Origin of the sequence: Pseudomonas sp. DC3200b2 (assembly GCF_049895785.1) — a bacterium.
GTDB lineage: Bacteria > Pseudomonadota > Gammaproteobacteria > Pseudomonadales > Pseudomonadaceae > Aquipseudomonas > Aquipseudomonas massiliensis.
This window is the reverse complement of the sequence record NZ_JAFCTA010000004.1, coordinates 372,415-395,365: the sequence shown is the minus strand read 5'-3', so window position 1 is coordinate 395,365 and position 22,951 is coordinate 372,415. Positions and strand designations below refer to the sequence as shown.

Annotated in this window: 18 protein-coding genes and 1 pseudogene; 3 read left to right on the top strand and 16 right to left on the bottom strand. The window is 62.8% G+C overall.

All coding sequences use genetic code 11. The features are described 5' to 3' along the window. Window positions 1–45 precede the first annotated feature (45 nt). From mdoH to hutC, 12 genes are all read right to left on the bottom strand, one after another. Window positions 46–2,613, bottom strand: a complete 2,568-nt coding sequence (gene mdoH, locus ACP691_RS14500) for a glucans biosynthesis glucosyltransferase MdoH (protein WP_426150489.1) — start codon at window positions 2,611–2,613, stop codon at window positions 46–48. Next, the gene (locus tag ACP691_RS14495) at window positions 2,606–4,345 is read right to left on the bottom strand and encodes a glucan biosynthesis protein G (RefSeq protein WP_426150491.1); all 1,740 of its coding nucleotides are present in this window, start codon (window positions 4,343–4,345) and stop codon (window positions 2,606–2,608) included. The genes mdoH and ACP691_RS14495 overlap by 8 nt, the downstream gene beginning before the upstream one ends. Window positions 4,346–4,620: 275 nt before the next feature. Then, window positions 4,621–5,058: a D-aminoacyl-tRNA deacylase gene (gene dtd / locus ACP691_RS14490; protein WP_426150493.1), complete on the bottom strand. Its 438-nt coding sequence runs from the start codon at window positions 5,056–5,058 to the stop codon at window positions 4,621–4,623. Further along, complete coding sequence (gene pip, locus ACP691_RS14485; RefSeq protein ID WP_040260108.1) at window positions 5,055–6,026, bottom strand: prolyl aminopeptidase; 972 nt, start codon at window positions 6,024–6,026, stop codon at window positions 5,055–5,057. Before pip ends, dtd begins: the two co-directional genes overlap by 4 nt. Window positions 6,027–6,169: 143 nt before the next feature. Further along, window positions 6,170–6,964, bottom strand: coding sequence for an N-formylglutamate deformylase (gene hutG, locus ACP691_RS14480; RefSeq protein ID WP_426150495.1), 795 nt, complete (start codon window positions 6,962–6,964; stop codon window positions 6,170–6,172). Beyond that, on the bottom strand, window positions 6,961–8,181 hold the full coding sequence (gene hutI / locus ACP691_RS14475) for an imidazolonepropionase (protein WP_426150497.1): 1,221 nt from the start codon (window positions 8,179–8,181) through the stop codon (window positions 6,961–6,963). Before hutI ends, hutG begins: the two co-directional genes overlap by 4 nt. A gap of 18 nt (window positions 8,182–8,199) precedes the next feature. Beyond that, window positions 8,200–9,012 (bottom strand): quaternary amine ABC transporter ATP-binding protein, encoded by an 813-nt coding sequence (locus tag ACP691_RS14470; RefSeq protein WP_426150499.1) that lies wholly within the window; start codon window positions 9,010–9,012, stop codon window positions 8,200–8,202. Then, window positions 9,009–9,860, bottom strand: coding sequence for an ABC transporter permease (locus ACP691_RS14465; protein ID WP_426150501.1), 852 nt, complete (start codon window positions 9,858–9,860; stop codon window positions 9,009–9,011). Before ACP691_RS14465 ends, ACP691_RS14470 begins: the two co-directional genes overlap by 4 nt. A 58-nt stretch (window positions 9,861–9,918) precedes the next feature. Continuing rightward, on the bottom strand, window positions 9,919–11,367 hold the full coding sequence (locus ACP691_RS14460) for a purine-cytosine permease family protein (protein WP_426150503.1): 1,449 nt from the start codon (window positions 11,365–11,367) through the stop codon (window positions 9,919–9,921). Window positions 11,368–11,432: 65 nt separating this feature from the next. Beyond that, on the bottom strand, window positions 11,433–13,094 hold the full coding sequence (gene hutU, locus ACP691_RS14455; RefSeq protein WP_426150505.1) for a urocanate hydratase: 1,662 nt from the start codon (window positions 13,092–13,094) through the stop codon (window positions 11,433–11,435). 200 nt (window positions 13,095–13,294) lie between these two features. Then, entirely contained in the window at window positions 13,295–13,849 is a 555-nt protein-coding gene (locus ACP691_RS14450; RefSeq protein ID WP_426150507.1) for a HutD/Ves family protein, read from the bottom strand. After that, window positions 13,846–14,610: a histidine utilization repressor gene (hutC, locus tag ACP691_RS14445; protein WP_426199722.1), complete on the bottom strand. Its 765-nt coding sequence runs from the start codon at window positions 14,608–14,610 to the stop codon at window positions 13,846–13,848. The genes ACP691_RS14450 and hutC overlap by 4 nt, the downstream gene beginning before the upstream one ends. Before the next feature lie 87 nt (window positions 14,611–14,697). Between hutC and ACP691_RS14440 the strand changes: the two genes are divergently transcribed. After that, on the top strand, window positions 14,698–16,062 hold the full coding sequence (locus ACP691_RS14440) for a formimidoylglutamate deiminase (protein ID WP_426150510.1): 1,365 nt from the start codon (window positions 14,698–14,700) through the stop codon (window positions 16,060–16,062). Here the strand turns inward: ACP691_RS14440 and ACP691_RS14435 are convergent. Together ACP691_RS14435 and ACP691_RS14430 are read right to left on the bottom strand one after the other, a co-directional pair. Then, on the bottom strand, window positions 16,059–16,637 hold the full coding sequence (locus ACP691_RS14435; protein ID WP_426150512.1) for a lipocalin family protein: 579 nt from the start codon (window positions 16,635–16,637) through the stop codon (window positions 16,059–16,061). The two genes, ACP691_RS14440 and ACP691_RS14435, sit on opposite strands and share 4 nt — an antisense overlap. Before the next feature lie 62 nt (window positions 16,638–16,699). Further along, the gene (locus ACP691_RS14430; RefSeq protein WP_426150514.1) at window positions 16,700–16,918 is read right to left on the bottom strand and encodes a hypothetical protein; all 219 of its coding nucleotides are present in this window, start codon (window positions 16,916–16,918) and stop codon (window positions 16,700–16,702) included. A gap of 220 nt (window positions 16,919–17,138) precedes the next feature. Here ACP691_RS14430 and ACP691_RS14425 point away from each other — a divergent pair. Together ACP691_RS14425 and ACP691_RS14420 are read left to right on the top strand one after the other, a co-directional pair. Then, window positions 17,139–18,173: pseudogene (locus ACP691_RS14425) on the top strand (HAMP domain-containing protein); the annotation flags it as partial. Between the two features lie 90 nt (window positions 18,174–18,263). Then, window positions 18,264–19,028, top strand: coding sequence for a methyl-accepting chemotaxis protein (locus ACP691_RS14420; RefSeq protein WP_426151104.1), 765 nt, complete (start codon window positions 18,264–18,266; stop codon window positions 19,026–19,028). 45 nt (window positions 19,029–19,073) lie between these two features. Here ACP691_RS14420 and ACP691_RS14415 read toward each other — a convergent pair whose 3' ends face one another. Beyond that, a complete protein-coding gene (locus ACP691_RS14415; RefSeq protein WP_426150516.1) occupies window positions 19,074–20,081 on the bottom strand; it encodes a class 1 fructose-bisphosphatase in 1,008 nt (335 codons plus the stop codon). 295 nt (window positions 20,082–20,376) lie between these two features. Beyond that, window positions 20,377–22,830: a glycogen/starch/alpha-glucan phosphorylase gene (locus ACP691_RS14410; protein WP_426150518.1), complete on the bottom strand. Its 2,454-nt coding sequence runs from the start codon at window positions 22,828–22,830 to the stop codon at window positions 20,377–20,379. Window positions 22,831–22,951: the final 121 nt, after the last annotated feature.

The window sequence follows — 22,951 nt, the reverse complement described above, 5'->3', positions numbered from 1 at the left end:
TTCATGCTTCATTCGCCAGCCCGCTGGCCGCTACCGGGAGCGCCGCTAGACGCTAGCCAGGCTCCCTGCCGCGGCGGGCTGCAACGGCAGCGCCGGGGCATGGGGGTCCGCGGCCTGGGAGGCGCGCCAGGCCGATAGCCAGGCTTTATTCTGCGAATCCCAGATCTGCTTATGCAAGCGGCTCAAGGCCTCAGGGTCGCTAAGCAGGTAGAGCCGTGCGCTGCCTTGCAACGCTTCTGGGCCGCCAAGCAGTGCCTTGCCGACCATGCTTTCGCGCATCTCCTCGATAGGCCGGGCCTGGCCATGACGGGCAGTGGCCAGGGCGCAGGCCAATGCGTTCTGGCGGGGGTCCACCACCGCGCGAACGAAGCCATCGAGCAAGGCGTGCTCCCGGTTGTTCTCCGTATAGGCGTCGGTCGACAGCAGCTCCTGGGGCGGATCGTACTCTTCCGGGATCAGGAACAGCTTGTCCTGCTTGGCGCGCAGGCCCAGGTTGGTACGACTGGAGATGACCGATACCGGAATCGACAGCATCAGCGACACCACGATCGGCGCCAGCCACCAGAGGAAGCTCGGGTTGAGCGCCGCGACCAGCAATGCCCAGAGCAGGCCCAGCAAGGTCTGCGGCCCATGGCGACGTACAGCCTCGCTCCAGGGGGTCGAATCGTCGTCCCGCTGTGGCGAATTCCAGGTCGCGGCCCAGCCCAGGAAGGCGGCCAGCACGAAACGGGTGTGGAAAATCATGCGCACCGGCGCCAGCAGCATGGAGAACAGCATCTCGATGAGCATGGAAAGGGTGACACGAATGCGCCCACCGTATTCCTTCGCGCCTTTCGCCCAGATCAGGATGATGCTCAGGAGCTTGGGCAGGAACAGCAGCACGATGGTAGTGGAGAACAATGCGATCGCCTTCTCCGGATGCCACTGCGGCCAGAGCGGATACAACTGGCGAGGCTCGAGGAAGTACGTCGGCTCCATCAGGGTATTGACCGCCAGCAAGGCCGTGGACAGTACCAGGAAGAAGAACCACAGCGGTGCCGACAGGTAGGACATCACCCCGGTCAGGAATACCGCGCGATGCACCGGATGCATGCCCTTGACCAGGAACAACCGGAAGTTCATCAGGTTACCGTGGCACCAGCGGCGGTCACGCTTGAGCTCATCGAGCAGGTTCGGCGGCAGCTCTTCATAACTGCCCGGCAGGTCATAGGCGATCCAGACCCCCCAGCCCGCGCGACGCATGAGGGCGGCCTCGACGAAGTCGTGAGATAGAATCGCGCCGGCGAACGCGCCCTTGCCCGGCAGCGGCGCCAGGGCACAGTGCTCGATGAAGGGCTTCATGCGGATGATCGCGTTATGCCCCCAATAGTGGGATTCGCCCAGTTGCCAGAAATGCAGGCCTGCCGTGAACAGCGGGCCATACACCCGGGTAGCGAACTGCTGCAAGCGCGCGTAGAGCGTGTCCATCCCCGACGCCTTGGGCGCGGTCTGGATGATCCCGGCATCCGGGGTGGCTTCCATCAGCCGCACCAGGGACGTGAGACATTCACCGCTCATGACACTGTCGGCGTCCAGTACCACCATGTAGCGGTAGTCACTGCCCCAGCGACGGCAGAAGTCGTCCAGGTTGCCACTCTTGCGCTTGACCCGCCGACGGCGACGCCGATAGAAGATCTTTCCGAAACCCTTGGTTTCGCGGCAGACGTCCAGCCAGGCCTGTTGCTCGGCCACGGCGATGTCGGTGTCATAGGTATCGCTGAGGATGAAGAAGTCGAAGCGGTCCAGGTCACCGGTGGCGGCTACGGACTCGAAGGTTGCCCGCAACCCGGCGAACACCCGGGGAACGTCTTCATTGCAGATCGGCATTACCAACGCGGTGCGCGCCCCGGGCTCGATCGGCTCGTTACCAGCGCTGGCCCCGGAAATGCGGTACTTGTCGCGCCCGGTCAGCAGTTCCAGGAAGCCCATCAGGGCGGTCCAGAACCCCGCTGAAACCCAGCAGAAGAGGATGCCGAACAGGATCAGGATGGTGGTTTGCAAGACATAAGGCAGTACCTGCTGGGCCGTTTGCAACAAGGGCTGGTGAGCCACCTCTTGCAAGTCCACAAGCGCCCAGCCCTGATAGGGCAGGATGCCTTTCATGTAATAGCCGGCAACGATCGTCTGGCCCAGCATCAACAGCAACAGGATGTAGCGACGGATGGACCCCACGGTGCGCCAGCGAGCCTTGGGCAGGTCGCGTTTGTCGCTGGTTGGCTCCGGCTTCGGGCTCTTGCCCAGCAGGCGGCGCCAGCCCCGCGCGATCACATTGGTGCGCCACGGTTCGGGCACCATCCGGGTGCGGTGGATCACAGGCGTAGCCTTCAACCGCACACGACCGGCGCCGTCGAGGCTGAGCATTTCATGGGCCTCGAATTCCGCGGCGGAATCGAGGGTCAGGCGAGGCCCCACCGACACCTGAGGATCTTCCCCGGTCGCTTCCGACCGGGAAAGACGCTGGTGCAGCTCGGTGAAGGACCTGCACTGCGAGAGCTCGGCGCGCTGCGCCTCGCTCAGGGGCAGGTGTGCCAGATACTCGTTGAGGGTCTCTGGCCGTTCGGCTGGCTTACTCATCGGCGGGCAACTGGTAGCTCCAGGTTTCAGTCAATACTTCTTCAGTCTTGACCGGTTCGGAAGGCGGCGTTTCGGCCGGAGCCTCGGCGGGCGTGGCAGGCTTCTCGGCAGCCTTGTCATGCTTGGCGCCTTTCTTGTGGCCGTGATTGGCTTCCTCGGCTTTCGGCTCGACAGCCGGCTTGGGCGGGTCAATCGGCAGCACGTCCTGAACCAGGGCCGCGCGCATTTCGACAGGCCTGCTGCCATCCTTGACCTTGAGGCGCAGCGTCAGGCGCCAGCCCTGGATTTCAGGGTTGTAGCGAACGCTGTTCTCGACCAGATCCGCGTTGTCGCCCACGCTTACCTGGCTACGCACGCCGGCGTCGTCCAGAAGGGACTTGAGCTTCGGCCCTTCGAAGTCGATCAGGAAGGCCACGGTGCCATCCGGCTGGCGCACCAGGTTGGACTGCTTCACATCACCGGTGGAGCGCAAGGTCTGCTTGACCCAGGCGATGTCGGAGGAATGCAGCTCGGCCTCGTCGGTGGTCCAGTGAATGCGGTAGTTGTGCTCCAGGGGCTGGCCTGCCTCCGGCAGCTTTTCCGGATTCCAGAACGCAACGATGTTGTCATTGGTTTCATCGGCGGTGGGGATCTCTACCAGGTCGATGGTGCCCTTGCCCCAGTCACCGCGCGGCTCGATCCAGGCGCTCGGGCGACGGTCGTAACGGTCGTCCAGGTCTTCGAAACGGCTGAATTCACGGCCACGCTGCAGCAAGCCGAAGCCCTGCGGGTTCTCTACGGTGAAGCTGCTGACGGCCAGGCGCTTGGGGTTGTTCAGCGGACGCCAGATCCACTCGCCATTGCCGGCATGGATCGAAAGGCCATTGGAGTCATGCAGCTCGTGGCGATAGTTCAGCACGCGGGAGGGCTGGTTGGCGCCAAAAAGGTACATGCTGGTGAGCGGGGCGATGCCCAGACGGCTCACACGGTCGCGCATATAGACCCGCGATTGGACGTCCACCACGCTGTCGCTCCCGGGCCGCAGTACCATGCGGTAGGCACCGGTGGCCCGAGGGGAGTCGAGTAGCGCATAGATGATCAGCTGCTTGTCTTCCGGATTCGGCTTCTCTACCCAGAATTCGGTGAAACGCGGAAACTCCTCGCCGGAAGGCAATGCGGTGTCGATGGCCAGGCCGCGGGCGGATAGGCCGTAGGTCTGCGCCTTCCCGATAACGCGGAAGTAGCTGGCGCCCAGCAGGGTCATGACTTCGTCCTGCTTGTCAGCCTTGTTGATCGGGTAGAGCACGCGGAAGCCGGCCCAGCCAAGGTTTTCCGTCGTCTTGGGATCGAACTGCACGTCACCGTAATCGAAACGGCTGGGGTCGTACTTGATCTCTTCCACGGTGGTGGACGTGACTTCGTTGATCTTCACAGGCGTGTCGAAATGCATGCCCTGGTGATAGAACGACAGCTTGAAGGGCGTCTTTTCGTCGGCCCACTGGGCCTTGTCGGTGCGGAAATGGATCTTCTGATAGTCCGCGAACTTCATGTCGCGGAACAGGGGGGGCAGGTTGCTTTTCGGAGCTTCGTATTTCTGTCCGGCAAGATCCTTGGCCCTGGCGGCTACGTCGTCCAGGCTGAAGGCCCACAGCTGCCCTGCGCCAAGCAGGCAGAACAGCGCGGAACCCGCAGCCAGTGCCTGGCGCAAGCGTTTGCCGGTTGTTCTTGGTTTGTTACACGGACTAACAATCACGAGCTATCCTCGCCGAAAACAGATCATTGAACCAACGGCCAGCTGCGTTTGCCGGGTTGGCGAGCACTGTTCCGACTGCAAAAGGGCTTGATGATTCCCTGAGCGCAGTCGACCAGCGCTCAACTTAGAACAAAACCGGGGTCAGGACACAGGCCCCCTCGGCGCGCGATTATCTAGCAGGCCGCGACACAACGCATCAGGCCAAGGAAAGATTTTCCACTACAAAATCGGATTTTCCATGGCTTTTTCAACGTTTCGCCTGGCCAGGCCATGTTTCAGGCCTGCAACTGGAAGGTTACAGGCCCATCATTGACCAGGTGTACCTGCATGTCCGCGCCGAAGCGTCCGCTCTGCACCTGGCCATGCTCAGCGCGTGCCCGCTCGAGGAGGTAGTCGAACAGAGCCCGGGCAAGGTCCGGTGGCGCCGCGCTGGAAAAGCTCGGGCGCATGCCGCTGCGGGTGTCAGCCGCCAGGGTGAACTGGGACACCAGCAACAGGCCGCCGCCAGTGTCCTTGAGTGAGCGATTCATGCGCCCTTCGCTGTCGGCGAACACCCTGTAGTTGAGGAGCTTGTGCAACAGCTTGTCGGCCTGGGCCTGGGTATCCATTGGCTCGACGCCCACCAGCACCAGCAATCCCGGGCCGATGGCGCCCACCGTCTCGCCGGCGATCACCACGCGCGCCTCGGCGGCGCGCTGCAACAGCCCCTTCATGCTTCTTCGAGAGGCAGGTCGAGCAGCCGACGGGCCATTTGGTCCGCGGCCCGTACCAACGCATCGATGATTCCCGGCTCGGAACCGGCATGCCCCGCGTCCCGGATCACCTTCAGCTCGCTGTTCGGCCAGGCCTGGTGCAGCTCCCAGGCGTTGTCCAGCGGGCAGATGACGTCGTAGCGGCCATGGATGATCACGGCCGGCAGATGGGCGATCTTGTGCACGTCGCGGATCAACTGGTCGGGTTCGAGGAACGCGTTGTTGATGAAATAATGGGTTTCGATCCGCGCGATGGACAATGCCCGCTGGGGTTCGGAGAAACGGTCGACCACCAGTGGATTGGGCCGCAGGGTAGCCGTACGGCCCTCCCAGATGGACCAGGCCTTGGCGGCGTGCATCTGAGCGATCTGGTCAGACCCGGTGAGCCGCTTGTGGAAAGCCTTGAGCAGGTCGTCGCGCTCTTCATGGGGAATGGGCGCGAGGTAATCCTGCCAGTAATCAGGGAAGAGGCGATTGGCGCCGCTCTGGTAGAACCACTGGAATTCCTGTGGCCGGCACAGGAAGATGCCGCGCAGGATCAGCCCGTGCACGCGCTCGGGATGGGATTGCGCATAGGCCAGCGCCAGGGTCGAGCCCCAGGAGCCACCGAACAGTACCCATTTGTCGATGCCCAGGTGTTCGCGGATGCGCTCGATGTCGCGCACCAGGTCCCAGGTAGTGTTGTTCTCCAGGCTGGCGTGCGGCGTCGAGCGACCGCAACCGCGCTGATCGAAGGTAACGATGCGATACAGCGTGGGGTCGAAGTAGCAACGGCTGGCTGCATCGCATCCGGCGCCAGGCCCGCCGTGAATGAACAGCACTGGCAGACCTTCAGGCGAACCACTTTCGTCCACGTACAGCACATGCGGCTCATCCACGGCCAGATCGTGCCGTGCATAGGGTTTGATCTGCGGATACAGGGTCAGCATCAGGCGCTCCGTCTAGGGTTGGTTCAGCCGTGAGTCATCATAAACCCGAATCGCCGCCATGTGCTGGTTTAAACGCTGCGGTGGTGGAGGCACGGAAGCCTTTCGCTGGCTGGCGCTGGCTCCTGCAGGGTCGGATCAAGCCGTCAAGCCTTCTCACCCCATGCCAAAGCCGTTTCAAGGAGCTGGCGCAGCACGACCTGGGTACGCTCGGCCAGATCCGGACGATATTGGAACGGCGGCTGCTCATTCATGTAGGTCGCCTGCGCCAGTTCAAGCTGCACAGCATGAACATGCTGCGCCGGATTGCCGTAATGGCGAGTGATATGGCCGCCCTTGAACCGACCGTTGAGCACATGGCTGTAGCCCTCGGCCTGGGCGCAGACTTGGTCCAGGCGCGCCGACAGCTCGGGCGCGCAGCTGGCATTGTCGAAGGTGCCCAGGTTGAAGTCAGGCAGCTTGCCCTCGAACAGGCGCGGCACCTGCGAACAGATGGAATGGGCGTCCCACAGCAATGCATAGCCATGGACCTGGCGCAGCCGCGCCAACTCCCGGGCAATACAGGCATGATAGGGACGCCAGACCTGCTCCAGGTAACGGGCACGCTCCTGGATCGAGGGTGTCCGGCCCGTCTGGTAGAGCGGCGTGCCATCGAAGAGCGTATCTGGGTAGAGGCCCGTGGTGGCACCGGCATATAAAGGCTGGTCATCGTCGGGGCGGTTGAGGTCGATGACGAAACGCGAGTACTGACCTACCAGCAGGCTTGCCCCGAGGCTTTGAGCGAAGTCGTAAAGACGCGGGATGTGCCAGTCCGTATCCGGCAGGCCAAGGGCCGGCTCGACCAGGCCCTCTTCCACCGCCGGGGTCAGGCGCAAGCCGGCGTGAGGCACGCTGATCAGCAGTGGCACGCTGCCCGCTTCGAAGGTGTAACTGTCGTTCATATGCGCTCCTGACTGAAGGTCGACTCCGCGCCTTGGCGGATGATGCGTTTATCCAGGTCTGCGCCTAGCCAATAGGCCAGGTCAGCGGGGCGGTCGATGGCCCAGGCCACGAAGTCGGCCACCTTCCCCGGCTCGAGCGAACCATGGCTGGCTCCCAGCCCCAGCGCCTTGGCCGCATTGAGGGTCACCCCGGCCAAGGCTTGTTCCGGGGTAAGCCGGAACAGCGTGCAGGCCATGTTCATCATCAAGCGCAGGGACAATGCCGGTGAGGTGCCCGGATTACTGTCGGTGGAGATGGCAATGGCCACGCCTTGGTCGAACAGGGCCTGTATAGGGGGCAGGCGGGTTTCCCGCAGGAAATAGAAAGCGCCCGGCAGCAGCACCGCCACGGTTCCCGCCGCGGCCATGGCCGCCACGTCTGCTTCAGTCATGAATTCGAGGTGATCGGCCGACAGTGCCTGATAACGCGCAGCCAGGCTGGCACCGCCCAATGATGAGAGCTGCTCGGCATGAAGCTTCACCGGCAAGCCAAGGCTTGAAGCAACCCGGAACACTTGCTCGACCTGGGCCGGGGAAAACGCCAGGTACTCGCAGAAGGCATCGACGGCGTCTACCAGCCCTTCTTGGGCCAGGGCAGGCAGCAGCTGCTCGCACACGAAGTCGATGTAGCCTTGCGCATCGTTCTTGTATTCCACCGGCACCGCGTGAGCAGCCAGGCACGTGGCTTTCACGGTTACCGGAAGTTCGGCGCCCAGGCGGCGAATGACGTTCAGCATCTTGCGCTCGCTGGGCAGGTCCAGCCCATAGCCGGACTTGATCTCGACCGTGGTCACCCCTTCGCGCAGCAGGCAGGCCAGGCGCCGCCGGGCGCTGCTGAACAGTTCATCTTCACTGGCGGCGCGGGTGGCGTTCACGGTATTGGCGATGCCTCCGCCCGCGGCTGCGATCTGGGCATAGCTCACGCCTTCCAGGCGTTGCTCGAATTCCGCGCTGCGGTTGCCACCGTAGACAAGATGAGTATGACAGTCGATCAGGCCAGGGGTGACCCAGCGGCCTTGCAAATCCACTTGATGCATGCCCGGTTGGGCTGGCGCCTCTGCGCGGGGCCCTACCCACCGGATCAGCCCATCCTCGGTCAGCAAGGCGCCGTCCTCGATGATGCAATAGCCTCCTTGAGCCATGGTGGCCAGGTGGCAGTTGTGCCAGAGCGTTGGCATGATTGAAAGCTCCGCTATTCAAGTTCCGGCCCGGCGCTGGACGAATCGCTTCACATAGTCGTCGGCCGGGTGTTGAAGAATGTGTTGGGGCGTGCCCACCTGTACCAGCCGGCCGTCCCGCAGGATGGCGATCCGGTCACCCAGGCGCAGCGCTTCGTCCAGGTCATGAGTGATGAACACGATGGTCTTGCGCAGGCGCGCCTGCAGCTGGCCCAGCTGATCCTGAAGGTCGGCGCGAATCAGCGGGTCAAGGGCGCTGAAGGCTTCGTCCAGCAGCACGACGGGGGTATCACAGGCCAGTGCCCGCGCCAGGCCTACCCGCTGGCGCATGCCGCCAGACAGCTGTTCGGGAAAATGCTCCGCATAGCCGCCCAGGCCCACCTGGGTCACCCAGTGGCTGGCCCGCTCGCGGCTCGCCCTGGTGCCCTCCCCACGCAGGCGTAGCCCATAGGCGACGTTATCCAGCACTGTCTTGTGGGGCAGCAAGCCGAACCCCTGAAATACCATGCTGACCTGATGCCGGCGAAAATCGCGCAGGCGGCCGCGCCCGAAGGCCAGGATGTCCTGACCGCCGACGAGAATCTCGCCGCGGCTGGGGTCGACGAGCCGATTGAAGTGCCGCACCAGGGTTGACTTGCCTGACCCGGACAGCCCCATGATCACGAACACTTCGCCAGCCTCGATGGTGAGCGAGACGTTCGCCACGCCTAGCACGCAATCGGTTTCGGCGAGGATGCGCGCCTTGTCCGCGCCCTGGTCCAGCAAGGCCAATGCCTGCGCGCTACGGCGTCCGAACACCTTGGTGACTCCGCGTAATTCAATGGCGCTCATTTGGCCCCCTTGCGGCGCGGTCGGCCATAGGCCTGGGTGATCCGATCGATGACGATCGCCAAGGCGACGATGGCCAGCCCAGCCTCCAGGCCCTTGCCCACGTTGAGGGTCTGGATTCCGGCCAGTACGTTCTCGCCCAGCCCCCGCGCGCCGATCATCGAAGCGATCACCACCATGGACAACGCCATCATGATGGTCTGGTTGACGCCCGCCATGATGCTTGGCAGGGCCAAGGGCAGTTGCACGCCGACCAACTGCTGCCAGGGGCTTGCGCCGAAGGCCTGCACCGCTTCCATCACTTCCCGGTCCACCTGGCGGATACCGAGGTCGGTCAGGCGGATCACCGGCGCGATGGCATATACCACAGTGGCGAAGATCGCCGGTACCTTGCCCAGGCCGAACAGCATCAGCACCGGGATCAGGTAAACGAAGCTGGGTAAGGTCTGCATCACGTCCAGCACCGGCAACAGCACCGCGCGCAGGCGTGGGCAGCGCGCCGCGAGCATGCCCAAGGGCACGCCCATGAGCACGGCCAGCGAAGTGGCCACCAGTACCAGGGCCAGGGTCTGCAGAAGTTTGTCCCACAACCCCACGGTGCCGACCAGGAAGAGCAGGCCTGCCATCAACAGCGCTACATACCAACGACGGCTGGCATGCCAGGCCAAGGCCGCCACTATGATCAGCAGCAGCCACCAGGGCGTGGCCCGTAGCAGGTTCTCCAAGCCGACCAGCAACGTCAGCAAGCTGTCCGATAGGTGTCGCAGGGCCGTGCCATAACGGCCAACCAATTGGTCGACCCAGGCGTTGACCACCTCGGCGATGGAAAAGGTAAGGTTCTCGGGGAACATGGGCGCTGCTCTTCAGAAGATTATCCACAGCCTAGGACAACCTTTGGAACGCAGCGGCTCATACCACCCTCGCCTGGCCAAATGAAGTGCCGGAGTCAAGCACTTCCTCCACCGGTAGGATCAACTGCGCCGGCACCGGCCGGGGCCACCGGCGCGCGGCCCAGTAGTACACCAATGCGGGCAGTATCAGGCCGATGATCCAGGAGATGTCCGTGTCACCCAAAGGCTCTACCAGGGGGCCGGTATAGAAGTGCGTGGCGATGAAGGGCATCTGCGCCAGCACGCCTAGCACATAGGTCGCGATGCCTACGCGATTCCAGGCACCGTAACGCCCGTTGGGGTCGCTCAAGGCAGGCAGGTCGTAGCGCTCCTTGCTGATGCAGTAATAGTCCACAAGATTGATGGCGCTCCAGGGGGTGAAGAAGGCCAGCAGGAACAGAATGAAGGCCGAGAAATCCTTGAGGAAAGCATCCTTGCCCAGCAGTGCCAGCGTAGTGGATACCGCCACCATGCCCAGGATGCACAGCAACCGCGCCCCGCTGCCGATACGACGCTGACCGCCAAGCCCGGTAACGATGGTGGCCAAGGACATGAAGCTGCCATAGGCATTGAGAATGGTGATGGTGAGCTTGCCGAAGGCGATGCTGAAGTAGAGGGCGGCGGCCACCGCGCCGGTACCTCCAAGACCTACGATGAAGGCGACCTCGTGATGAGCGAAGCCTTTGCCCGCCAAGGCTGCGGCGAATACGCCGAAGACCATCGCCGCCTGGGCCCCGATCACCGAACCCAGGCCAACCGCCCAGAAGGTCCCCGTGGCCGAAGTGTCGCGTGGCAGGTAGCGTGAATAGTCGGCGACATAGGGCCCGAAGGCGATCTGCCAGGAAGCGGACAGCGATACGGCCAGCAAAAAGCTACTCAGAGAGAAGTGCCGGTTGGCCAATAGTGCGCTGATGTCATTGCCTGCCAGAAGCGCCTGGAACATATAGGCGAACGCCACCACCCCGAGCACACTGGCCACGCGCCCGACCAGGTGAATCACCCGATAGCCGAATAGGGTGAAGCAGACGATGACCGCGGCGAAGAGGCAGATGCCTTGCCAATCCGCGATGCCCACCAATTGCGCCACGGCTTGGCCGGCCAGTACAGAACCGCTGGCGGAAAAGCCTACGTACATCAGGCATACCAGCACCAAGGGGATCACAGCTCCATACACGCCGAACTGCACGCGGCTCGAGATCATCTGCGGCAGGCCGAGGCGCGGGCCTTGGGCGGCATGGAGAGCCATCACCGCGCCCCCGAGCAGTTGCCCCAAGAGCAACCCGACCAATGACCAGAACACGTCACCGCCCAGCACGACCGCCAGCGCACCGGTGACAATGGCGGTGATCTGCAGGTTGGCGCTGAGCCAGAGCGTGAACTGGCTGCCCAGGCGGCCGTGTCGCTCTCGGTCCGGGATGTAGTCGATGGAGCGCCGTTCGATCAACGGTTTGCCTGTCGCCTCACGCATGTCTACCGCCATACCAAGTCTCCGATGCAAGAGGCCCCCAGCCCTGCGCCAGGGGCTTGAGGGGGTCAGTCGATCATCGGCAGGTCCAGCCCCTGCTCGCGGGCGCACTCGATGGCGATCGGGTAGCCAGCGTCGGCATGGCGCATGACGCCAGTGGCCGGATCGTTGTGCAGCACGCGCGCGATGCGCTCGGCGGCTTCGTCGGTGCCGTCGCATACGATCACCATGCCCGAATGCTGGGAGAAGCCCATACCCACGCCGCCGCCGTGGTGCAGCGAAACCCAGGTGGCACCACTGGCCGTGTTCAACAGCGCATTGAGCAAGGGCCAGTCGGACACAGCGTCCGAACCGTCGCGCATGGCTTCGGTTTCCCGGTTAGGGCTGGCCACGGAGCCGGAATCCAGATGGTCCCGGCCGATGACCACGGGCGCGGACAGTTCACCGCTGCGTACCATTTCATTGAAGGCCAGGCCTAGCTTGGCCCGCTGGCCCAGGCCAACCCAGCAAATCCGCGCGGGCAGCCCCTGGAAACTGATGCGCTCACGCGCCATGTCCAGCCAGTTGTGCAGGTGGGCGTCGTCGGGAATAAGCGCCTTGACCTTGGCATCGGTCTTGTAGATGTCCTCCGGGTCGCCCGAGAGCGCGGCCCAGCGGAACGGCCCTACCCCACGGCAGAATAGCGGACGGATATAGGCCGGGACGAAGCCGGGGAAGTCGAAGGCGTTCGCAACCCCCTCTTCTTTGGCCATCTGGCGGATGTTGTTGCCATAGTCGAAGGTCGGCACGCCCATCTGCTGGAAGGCCAGCATGGCCTGGACATGTTCGGCCATGGACTGACGGGCAGCCTTGACCACCACTGCCGGCTCCTGCTGGGCGCGGCGGCGGTATTCTTCCCAGCTCCAACCCTTGGGCAAGTAGCCATTGAGGGGATCGTGGGCGCTGGTCTGGTCGGTGACCATGTCTGGCCGCACACCGCGGCGGACCAGCTCTGGCAGAATGTCCGCGGCGTTTCCACAGAGGGCTACGGAAACCGCCTTGCCTTCGCCCGTATAGCGTTCGATGCGCGCCAAGGCATCGTCCAGGTCATCGGCCTGCTCATCGACGTAGCGGGTCTTGAGCCGGAAGTCGATGCGGCTTTGCTGGCATTCGATGTTGAGCGAACAGGCGCCAGCGAGGGTCGCGGCCAAGGGTTGCGCACCCCCCATACCGCCCAGGCCTGCGGTGAGCACCCACCTGCCGGTCAGGTTGCCGTTATAGTGCTGGCGCCCGGCTTCGACGAAGGTTTCATAGGTACCCTGCACAATGCCCTGGCTGCCGATGTAGATCCAGCTGCCGGCGGTCATCTGGCCGTACATGGCCAGGCCCTTGGCATCCAGCTCGTTGAAATGCTCCCAGTTGGCCCAGTGGGGCACCAGGTTGGAGTTGGCGATCAATACCCGGGGCGCATTGGCGTGAGTCTTGAACACGCCCACCGGCTTGCCCGACTGCACCAACAGGGTTTCATCGGCCTCTAGCTTGGTCAGGCTTTCAACGATGCGGTCGTAGCATTCCCAGTTGCGCGCGGCTCGGCCGATACCGCCGTACACCACCAGTTCGTTGGGGTTTTCCGCAACCTCAGGGTCCAGGTTGTTCATCAGCATGCGCAGCGGCGCTTCGGTGAGCCAGCTCTTGGCGGTCAGTTGAGTACCACGGGGGGCGCGAATCTGTACGTTGCGGAACAGGGTCATGGGCAGGGTCCTCAGGATTGCGGGCTGTTTCGTCCGCACACATATTTACTTGTATGTACAAGCATATGCAATCCAGGGGCCAGAGTTTATTTCGCCTGCGTTAGTGGCCTTTCAGGGGGGATTGCCACGTACGGATGCGCCATAAGGGCGCAATCGAGAGAGATTGCGCCCCTGAAGGGCTCACGCTTGAGAGGTGAGATTCAGCGCTTGAACAGGTCGATGAGAGCGCAATGGCCACTGACACGAACGGCCGCGCCATCGAGGATCACGCAGTCATGGCGGGCCAGAGACAGCTTGTTACCGTTGGTTTCAACGACGACGCCGGCTTCTGCCGCGAAAAGCACTCGAGTAGTCGCGGATTCGGCCAGGCATTGCGCCGCTCCCGCGTTGAGCCAGCGAAGCTTGGCCCGGTAGCGCTCAGGTGCGTAGATCAGGTTGAAATCCCGGATGGGCCCGTCGATAAGCGAGCAATGCACGTGGCTGGCGCCGGAAAACGCAAAGGGTTGATAGGCATGCAAGGGCCCGCTAGTGGCGTTATCGACGTCCAGCACCATACCCGCGCCTTCGAGCACGGTGATGATCCGCTCGTAACCCTCGAAGGTAGAGAAAGGACCACCCTCAGCGATGTCCGCAATGGAAAGGCGCCAACCGAAACCGTCCAGGCCGGTGCCGTGGTCGCGACAGATTTCCAGTGTGGTGCCACCGCCGTTCTTCCAAGGCGTGCGAAGGTAGTCGGTTGCCTTGAGGTGCTTCATTTGCTGAAACGCCCTTCCAATCGGTGTCGGGAGCCGGGGTGGATCAAGCGGGCCGCCGTGACCGCCTCACGGCCCGACCAGGTTCGCCGGCGGATCAGCAAACAGGGCTCGCTGGGGTCGATCTGCAACCACCGGCAGGCTTGCTCATCGGCCAGAATGGCCTCCACCACGTGCTCGCCCTCGGTCAGGGGCGCCACCCGATTCAGGTAGGCATAGGGCGTTTCCTTGGCGAAGTCCTGCTTGAGGTAGTCCGGCGCTACCTGGGCATTGACGTAGCGGTCCTCTATCTGCACGGGAACATCGTTTTCGTAATGCACAATGATCGAATGGAAAATGCGCTGGCCTTCGCGCACATCCAATGCCACGGCGCGGTTGGCGCCAGCGGTTTCTTCCTCCAGCTTGATCACCTGGCAACGGTGCCGGTGCCCTCGCGCGGCGATTTCATCGGCAATGTTATGCACTTCGAACAGCGCCGACTGCGTCTTGGGCTCGGCCACGAAGGTGCCTACTCCCTGCATGCGCACCAGCAAACCTTCGGCGGTCAACTCGCGCAGGGCGCGATTGATCGTCATGCGACTGAAGCCCAGTTCGTTGACCAGTTCGCTCTCCGAAGGCACTCGATAATGGGGCGGCCAGCTGCCGTTCTGGATTTGCAGGGCAATCATCTGCTTGACCCGCGCATAGAGCGGCGCGGGGCTTTCGCCCAATTGGTCGGCCAGGGAAGAAGCAACAGGCGGCGTCGGCACGGAAGTTTCCTGCATGAAAGGGTGAGGTATAGCTTGCCGGAGTTTACCCAGCACGCAAACAGCTGTATATGTATATACAACTTTGTCTCTGGAAGATTCCTCATGCCGGCTTATCTAGCGGAACGCGCCCTTCTGCCTGACGGTTGGGCGAGGCAGGTACGTCTTGAAGTCGACTCACTAGGCAACCTGGTTCAGGTACAGCCCGATGCCACCGGCGAAGGCGCGCAGCTGCTGGAAGGGGCTGTGCTCCCAGGCATGCCCAATCTGCATTCCCATGCCTTCCAGCGCGCCATGGCCGGACTGGCGGAAGTGGCCGGCAACCCCAACGACAGCTTCTGGACCTGGCGGGAATTGATGTACCGGCTGGTCGGCAAGATCACGCCGGAACAGTTGGAAACCATCGCCCGCCAGCTGTATATCGAAATGCTCAAGGCAGGCTATACCTCGGTGGCAGAATTCCATTACCTGCATCATGCCCCGGATGGCTCGCCCTACGCCGACTCCAGCACACTGGCCATGGGCATCAGCCGCGCCGCCGCCAGCGCCGGCATAGGTCTTACCCTGCTTCCAGTGCTCTACAGCCATGGTGGCTTTGGCGGCCAGGCCACCGCGCCTGGCCAGAAACGGTTCATTCACAGCACCGACAGCTACCTTGAGCTGCAGCAGCGCCTGGCCACCCAGCTTCAGGGGCAGCCCCTGCAGCGCCTTGGCCTGTGCTTCCACTCCCTGCGCGCGGTGACACCCGAGCAGATCGACACTGTGCTGGCCGAAAGCGACGCAACCGCGCCTGTGCATATCCATATCGCCGAGCAGCAAAAGGAAGTGGACGATTGCCTGGCCTGGAGTGGCGCCCGCCCGTTGCAGTGGCTGTTCGACCACGTGCCTGTGGATAAGCGCTGGTGCCTGGTCCATGCCACCCATGCCGACCCCAGCGAAGTAGGTCGCATGGCCAGCAGCGGCGCCGTGGCCGGCTTGTGCCTGACGACAGAGGCTAACCTGGGTGACGGAATTTTCCCGGCCGTGGACTATTTCGCGGCCCAAGGCCGCTGGGGTATCGGCTCGGACAGCCACGTGTCCGTTAGCGTCGTGGAAGAACTGCGCTGGCTCGAATATGGTCAGCGTTTGCGCGATCAACGCCGCAACCGCCTGCACGGCCCGAGTGGCCCGCATGTAGCCGATACGCTCTACCAGGGCGCCCTGGCCGGCGGCGCCCTGGCCTTGGGCCAGGCAGTGGGCCGGCTCGAAGTGGGCGCGCGCGCTGATTGGCTGCGGCTGGACGCGAACGATCCCTACTTGGCTACTGCCAGCGATGACGCCCTGCTGGGACGCTGGTTGTTCGCTGGCGGCGATCGTCAGGTGCGTGACGTCATGGTAAGCGGCCGCTGGGTGATCCGCGACGGGCATCATCCCGATGAGACCAGCAGCGCCGCAGCCTTCGCCCGGACGCTGCGGGCCTTGTTGAGTTAGTCCGGCGCACGCCAGATCAGGCGTGAAGTGTCGAAGCCCTGCTGGCGCGCCCTGGCCAGCATTCGCTGCTTCACCTCCTCGCTGACGGTGGGGGTACGCGACAGCAGCCAGAGGTATTTGCGGTCCGGCGCGCCGACCACGGCCTGCCTGTAATCGCTGTCCAGGTCGATGATCCAGTAGTTGCCCTTGGCCAAGCCAGGGGCCAGGCGGGAAAACCAGTTATCGAAGACCACCCAGAGCTTGTCGGATTGCCCAGGCACTTGCTGGGTAGCGGTACCGCTGGCTTCTTCCCATTCGCCATCGGCGGTCTTGCAACGATTGAGCACCGCTACGCTGCCGTCCGGCTTGAGGGCGTAATGAGCTTCGGACTGCGCGCAATTACGTTGGAAGAACATAGGCAGCCGTGCCAGCTCATACCAGGTGCCCTGGTAACGCTGGAGGTCAACCTTTCCTACTGTCTTGGGGGCCACTTCCCCGGTACCCGCGTTGCTGCAGGCCGCCAGCAGGCCCGCGCATACCGCGCCCACGGCCACGGCAATCGCCAGCCGCCGGGTGTTTTTCCTGAATATCGCCATGCTGTGCTACTCCCTTGGGTCTCTGCACGGTCACGACGCCCGGGCGCCTGACCACGCTATGCTTACTCCAGTTCTTCCGAGGGCTCCAATGCCTGCACCTTACGCTCCAGAGCCAGGCGCAAGTCCGGGTCGATGACGCCCGCATCGGAAAGCGCTGCCATGTAGCCCAGCGCCATGCCCGTCATCAGCACGGTTTCGGGCCCTTTGTTCGCCCGGGTAATGGCCGCCAGGCGGCGGTCGATGGCGCGCCCGATCTTCTCGGGCAAATCCTGTTCGGTCATGAAGCATCCTGTCGTTGGCCAGCGAATCGCGGTTGGACGGCGTTGCAAGGTGCCTGGTTCCTCGACGCATGCCGCTTGTGGATATCGACAAGACGGCAGTTTCGGATATCCGCCCTCTTGCCGCTGAAGTTTTCGGCGGCGCGGCCGAAAGCATGCTCAAGCAAACTCCGTATTGTCCCTGCCCTTTTTGGCCTGCCTTAGGCCTGAGCATCACCACACCATGAAGAACATGAAATTCAGTCATAAGATCCTGCTGGTGGCGGGGCTTATCGTGGCCCTGGCGTTCGCCGGCTTCACACTGTTCAACGATTACCGTCAGCGCCAGACGCTCCGGGCACAGACTGCCAGCTCTTTGGCCCAGCTGGGGGCCCTGACCGCGAGTAACGTGCAGACCTGGCTCACCAGCCGCATGCAGTTGGTGGACTCCATGGCGCAGCAGGTCGCTACTGAGAATGGCAACCCGGACGAGCTACCCCGTATCGTCGGCCTGCCGGTTTACCCGGCCAATTTCCAGCTGAGCTACTTTGGCAGCCGCGACGGCCTGATGTACTCGGTACCGGCAGGCAATCGCGCCGCTGACTACGATCCGCGCGCCCGCGGCTGGTACAAGGCGGCCAATGCCGCAGGCCAGACCGTGGTTACCGAGCCCTACATCGCTGCTTCCTCGGGCAAGCTGGTGATCACGGTGGCATCACCGGTCAAGCGTGGCGCCGAAATGCTGGGGGTGGCGGGAGCCGACATCGATCTGGGCCAAGTCAGCGAGATCATCAACTCGCTCAACTTCGACGGCCATGGCTACGCCTATATTGTCAGCGCCCAGGGCAAGATCCTGATTCACCCCGATGCCAAGCTGGCGCTCAAGCCCTTGGGCGAGGCCTACCCGCAAGGCGCCCCGACCCTGAGCGAGGGGTTGAAGGAAATCGAAATTGACGGTGAGCACCAGTTCATCACCTTCACCCGGCTCAAGGGCGTTCAGTCGGCGGACTGGTATGTGGCTACGGTGCTGGATAAGTCCGCTGCCTTCGCCATGCTCGGTGAATTCCGCGCCTCGGCCGTGGTCGCCATGCTGATCGCCGTGGTCAGCATCATCGCCTTGCTGGGCTTGCTCATTCGCGTGCTCATGGCGCCACTCACCCTGATGAACCGTGCGCTTGAAGACATCGCCGCGGGCGAGGGCGACCTCACCCGCCGGCTCGCCATCCACGGCAAGGACGAATTCGGCACGCTGGGTGAGTCGTTCAATCGCTTCGTGGAGCGTATTCATGAGTCCATCCGTGAAGTGGCTTCAGCCACCGCCCAAGTGAACCAGGTCACCGAACGGGTAGTGCAGACCTCCAACGCCTCCATGGTCAATTCCGACCAGCAGGCCAGCCGCACCAACAGTGTGGCGGCGGCCATCAACGAGCTGGGCGCCGCTGCCCAGGAAATCGCCCAGAACGCCGCCCTCGCCTCTCAGCACTCCAGCGAGGCACGCAACCTGGCCTCCGATGGCCAGCAAGTGGTGCAACTGACCATCAACAGCCTGGGCGAACTGTCGGCCAATATCAGCGATTCGTGTGGCAATATCGAAACGCTCAATGCCAACACGGTGAACATCGGCCAGATTCTCGAAGTGATCACCGGCATTTCCCAGCAAACCAACCTGCTGGCGCTCAACGCCGCCATCGAGGCCGCCCGCGCCGGTGAAGCCGGTCGAGGCTTCGCCGTGGTGGCGGACGAAGTCCGCAACCTGGCCTACCGTACCCAGGAGTCGGCTCGCCAAGTGCAGACGATCATCGAGCAATTGCAGCAGGGCGCCCGTCAGGCGGTAGACATCATGGTCGAAAGCCAGCGCCAGAGTGAGTCCAGCGTGACCGTGGCCAACCAGGCGGGGGATCGCCTGAACAGCGTGACCCAGCGCATTGGCAAAATCGATGGCATGAACCAGTCCGTAGCCACCGCTACCGAAGAGCAGACGGCCGTGGTCGAGGCGATCAACCAGGACATCAGCGAAATCAACACGCTGAACCAGGAAGGCGTGGACAACCTGCAGTCGACGCTACGAGCGTGCTCGGAGCTGGAGAGTCAGGTGAGCCGGCTCAAGCAATTGGTGGGGAGTTTCCGAATCTGACAAGCGAGGCGCCCTGCATCCAAAGGCGGGGCGCCCGGCTCTGGGTTACCGGTGGTAACCGGTCACGCGCTCGACTTCTTCCTTCGACCCCAGGAACACCGCCACCCGCTGGTGCAGGCCTTCGGGCTGGATGTCCAGGATGCGCTGCTGGCCATCGGTGGACGCGCCGCCGGCCTGCTCGATCAGGAAGGACATGGGGTTGGCTTCGTACATCAGGCGCAGCTTGCCTGGCTTGGACGGCTCGCGGGCATCACGTGGGTACATGAAGATACCGCCACGGGTCAGGATGCGATGCACGTCGGCCACCATGGAGGCGATCCAGCGCATGTTGTAGTTCTTGCCCAGGGGGCCTTCCTTGCCGGCCAGCAGCTCGTCCACGTAGCGCTTGACCGGAGCCTCCCAGTGGCGCTGGTTGGACATGTTGATGGCGAACTCGGCAGTGCTCTGGGGCACCTGGATGTTCTCGTGGGTAAGCACGAAGCTACCCAGCTCGCGATCCAGGGTGAAGCCGATCACACCGTTGCCCAGGGTGAGCACCAGCATGGTCTGCGGACCGTAGATCGCATAGCCGGCCGCAACCTGCTTGGTGCCTGGCTGCAGGAAGGCCTGCTCATTGAGCGAGTCGTTCTGGCTGAGGTATTGGTCAGGACAGCGCAGCACCGAGAAGATGGTGCCCACGGAGACGTTGACGTCGATGTTGGAAGAGCCATCCAGAGGGTCGAAGACCAGCAGGTAAGCGCCCTTGGGGTACTTGCCCGGAATCTGGTAGGCGTTGTCCATTTCCTCGGAAGCCATGCCGGCCAGGTGGCCGCCCCACTCGTTGGCTTCCAGCAGGATTTCGTTGGAAAGCACGTCCAGCTTCTTCTGGACTTCGCCTTGTACGTTTTCGGTTCCCATGCTGCCCAGAACGCCACCAAGGGCGCCTTTCTGCACCTGGTGAGCAATGGCCTTGCACGCACGGGCGACAACCTCGATAAGGAAGCGCAGGTCGGCAGGGGTGTTGTTGCTGCGCGTCTGCTCGATCAGGTAGCGACTCAGGGTAACGGGCGACATGGAAAAGCTCCGGGTCCAGGGAGGGGGGTCAAAACCCGCGCAGTTTACAGGGCGAATGCAAACCAGAGCTATGTACGGAATATAACTACGTCCGTATCGGCCCCGCTCGCCACCGGCGCGACTGCCCTCAGACCCCGGGCGTGACAGCGAGTTCAGTTCCCGAAGCGGGTATGACGTGATGGCAAGAATGCCCGTAGAAAGCCGCGAAGCTGCCGAATATTCGGATGTGAGAATATTCGGCAGCTCCGCTGCCTCCTACGGGATCTGCATGGAAAGGGGGCGATGCCTCCTGCCCTTACAACGCTTTCCAGATCTCCGTGGCGTATTCCCGGATAGTACGGTCCGAGGAGAACCAGCCCATGCGAGCGGTGTTGAGGATCGCCGAGCGCCACCATTGCTTGGGATGGCGCCACAGCTCTTCGACCTTCATCTGCGCTGCCCAGTAGGACTCGAAATCCGCGCACACCAGGAAATGGTCATAGCTCTGCAGCCCATCGATCAGGCCGGTGTAGCGAGACGGGTCATCGGGCGAGAACACCCCACCACGAATGGCTTGCAGCACATCGTTCAGACGATGCGAACTGGCCACTTCAGGGTACGCGCTGTAGTCCCCGCCGTGCTTGCGAGCCTCCACCTCGTCGGCCTTGAGGCCGAAGATGAACATGTGCTCCTCGCCCACATGATCGCGCATTTCCACGTTCGCGCCATCGAGCGTACCGATGGTCAGGGCGCCATTGAGGCCGAACTTCATGTTGCTGGTACCCGAAGCCTCGTAGCCGGCGGTGGAAATCTGCTCGGAAAGGTCCGCCGCCGGAATGATGCTTTCGGCCAGGCTCACATTGTAGTTGGGCAGGAACGCCACCTTGAGCAAACCGCGCACGGTCGGGTCATTGTTGACGGTGCGCGCGATATCGTTGGCCAGCTTGATGATCAGCTTGGCCTGGTGATAACTGGCCGCCGCCTTGCCCGCGAAGATCTTCACCCGCGGCACCCAGGGCTTCTCAGGCGTCGCGCGGATGGCTTGGTACAGCGCCACGGTATGTAGCAGGTTGAGCAGCTGACGCTTGTACTCGTGGATGCGCTTGACCTGAATGTCGAACAGGGCTTTTGGGTCCACCGAAACGCCCAAACGGTCCTGGATGATACGTGCCAGGGCTTCCTTGCTGTGAAGGCGCTGCTCTGCGAAGCGACGCTGGAAGGCTGCGTCGTCGGCGAAGGCCTCCAGGCCCTTGAGCATGGTTTCGGGCTTATCGAGCACTTCTGCCCCCAGCTTGTCCACCAGCATGGAGGTGAGCTTGGGGTTGGACTGGAACAACCAGCGGCGGAAGGTAATGCCGTTGGTCTTGTTATTGATACGGTCCGGGTAAAGCTTGTTCAGGTCCGAGAACACGGTGCTGCGCATGAGATCGGTGTGCAACGCGGATACGCCATTGACGCTGTGCGAGCCCAGGAAGGCCAGGTTGCCCATGCGCACTCGTCGGCCATGGCCTTCTTCGATCAAGGAAATGGTCCGCAGCAGGTCGATATCATGCAGGCCTTTCTCGCGCAGCCCATCGATGTGCTGGGCGTTGATCAGGTAGATGATCTGCATGTGCCGTGGCAGCATCCGCTCCATCAGGCCCACGGGCCAGGTTTCCAGGGCCTCCGGCAAGAGCGTGTGGTTGGTGTAGGACAAGGTTTCGACAGTGACTTTCCAGGCTTCGTCCCAGGGAAGCTGATGAATGTCCACCAGCAGGCGCATCAGCTCGGCCACGGCGATGGACGGATGGGTGTCGTTCATCTGGATCGAGGCATGCTGGCCCAGGGTGCTGACCTGCTCGTGCATGTTGATATGCCGGCGCAGCAAGTCTTGCAGCGAGGCGGAAACGAAGAAGTATTCCTGACGCAGCCGCAGCTCCTGCCCGGCCTCGGTGCTGTCGGCCGGGTACAGCACACGGGAGATACTCTCCGCACGGGCGACGTCCGCCACTGCGCCCAGGTGGTCACCGGCGTTGAAGCGCTCCAGATGCAGGTCTTCCATGGCCCGGGCGCGCCATAGCCGCAGGGTGTTCACGCTCGCCCCGCGCCAGCCTACCACCGGGGTATCGTAGGCCACCGCCCGCACGGTTTCAGCGGGTCGCCACACCTGGCGCGCGCTGCCATCGCTTTCTACGGTAGCTTCGACGTGACCGCCAAAGCTGATCGGATAAATGACTTCCGGGCGTTCGAATTCCCAAGGGTTGCCGAAATCCAGCCAGTTCTCGGTCTGCTCCTGTTGCCAGCCGTCGATGATGGCCTGGCGGAAAAGCCCGTGCTCATAGCGAATGCCGTAGCCATGCGCGGCGACGCCCAGAGTGGACATGCTCTCCATGAAGCAAGCCGCCAGCCGGCCCAGGCCTCCGTTACCCAGGGCAGCATCCGGCTCGAGCAAGCGGATCTTTTCCAGGTCCACGCCAAGGCCGTCCAGGGCTTCCCGAGCGACCTCAAGGATGCCCATGTTGCTCAGGCTGTCGACCAGCAGGCGGCCGATCAGAAATTCGAGGGAAAGGTAATAGACCCGTTTCTGCTGGCTTCGGTAGATCTGCCGGGTGTGGCCCATCCAGTGATCGACCATGTGATCCCGGGCAGCCAGCGCGATGGCTTCGAACCAGTCATGGTCGAACGCATGCTCTGGGTCTTTGCCAACCGCGTAGGTCAGTTTAGCGAGTACAGCGGCACGAAATTCGTCCACATCGACTTTGACTTTTCGGGTGAGCGGTTCCTGAGACATTTGCAGCCCTCAATGGCGTAAAGATTTCTGCACAAGTGCTATGAGCCTAGACGGTTCGACAGAGGGTGGTAGGGCTGGTTCGAGAAAGAACAGCGAGAAAAGGCATGAACGGCCATTGCTT

Excerpts from the sequence above, each read along its gene's own strand:
- mdoH (WP_426150489.1), bottom strand. The coding sequence starts at position 2,613 with ATGAGTAAGCCAGCCGAACGGCCAGAGACCCTCAACGAGTATCTGGCA.
- dtd (WP_426150493.1), bottom strand. The coding sequence starts at position 5,058 with ATGAAGGGGCTGTTGCAGCGCGCCGCCGAGGCGCGCGTGGTGATCGCC.
- pip (WP_040260108.1), bottom strand. The coding sequence starts at position 6,026 with ATGCTGACCCTGTATCCGCAGATCAAACCCTATGCACGGCACGATCTG.
- hutG (WP_426150495.1), bottom strand. The coding sequence starts at position 6,964 with ATGAACGACAGTTACACCTTCGAAGCGGGCAGCGTGCCACTGCTGATC.
- hutI (WP_426150497.1), bottom strand. The coding sequence starts at position 8,181 with ATGCCAACGCTCTGGCACAACTGCCACCTGGCCACCATGGCTCAAGGA.
- ACP691_RS14470 (WP_426150499.1), bottom strand. The coding sequence starts at position 9,012 with ATGAGCGCCATTGAATTACGCGGAGTCACCAAGGTGTTCGGACGCCGT.
- ACP691_RS14465 (WP_426150501.1), bottom strand. The coding sequence starts at position 9,860 with ATGTTCCCCGAGAACCTTACCTTTTCCATCGCCGAGGTGGTCAACGCC.
- ACP691_RS14460 (WP_426150503.1), bottom strand. The coding sequence starts at position 11,367 with ATGCGTGAGGCGACAGGCAAACCGTTGATCGAACGGCGCTCCATCGAC.
- hutU (WP_426150505.1), bottom strand. The coding sequence starts at position 13,094 with ATGACCCTGTTCCGCAACGTACAGATTCGCGCCCCCCGTGGTACTCAA.
- ACP691_RS14450 (WP_426150507.1), bottom strand. The coding sequence starts at position 13,849 with ATGAAGCACCTCAAGGCAACCGACTACCTTCGCACGCCTTGGAAGAAC.
- hutC (WP_426199722.1), bottom strand. The coding sequence starts at position 14,610 with ATGCAGGAAACTTCCGTGCCGACGCCGCCTGTTGCTTCTTCCCTGGCC.
- ACP691_RS14440 (WP_426150510.1), top strand. The coding sequence starts at position 14,698 with ATGCCGGCTTATCTAGCGGAACGCGCCCTTCTGCCTGACGGTTGGGCG.
- ACP691_RS14435 (WP_426150512.1), bottom strand. The coding sequence starts at position 16,637 with ATGGCGATATTCAGGAAAAACACCCGGCGGCTGGCGATTGCCGTGGCC.
- ACP691_RS14430 (WP_426150514.1), bottom strand. The coding sequence starts at position 16,918 with ATGACCGAACAGGATTTGCCCGAGAAGATCGGGCGCGCCATCGACCGC.
- ACP691_RS14420 (WP_426151104.1), top strand. The coding sequence starts at position 18,264 with ATGGTCAATTCCGACCAGCAGGCCAGCCGCACCAACAGTGTGGCGGCG.
- ACP691_RS14415 (WP_426150516.1), bottom strand. The coding sequence starts at position 20,081 with ATGTCGCCCGTTACCCTGAGTCGCTACCTGATCGAGCAGACGCGCAGC.
- ACP691_RS14410 (WP_426150518.1), bottom strand. The coding sequence starts at position 22,830 with ATGTCTCAGGAACCGCTCACCCGAAAAGTCAAAGTCGATGTGGACGAA.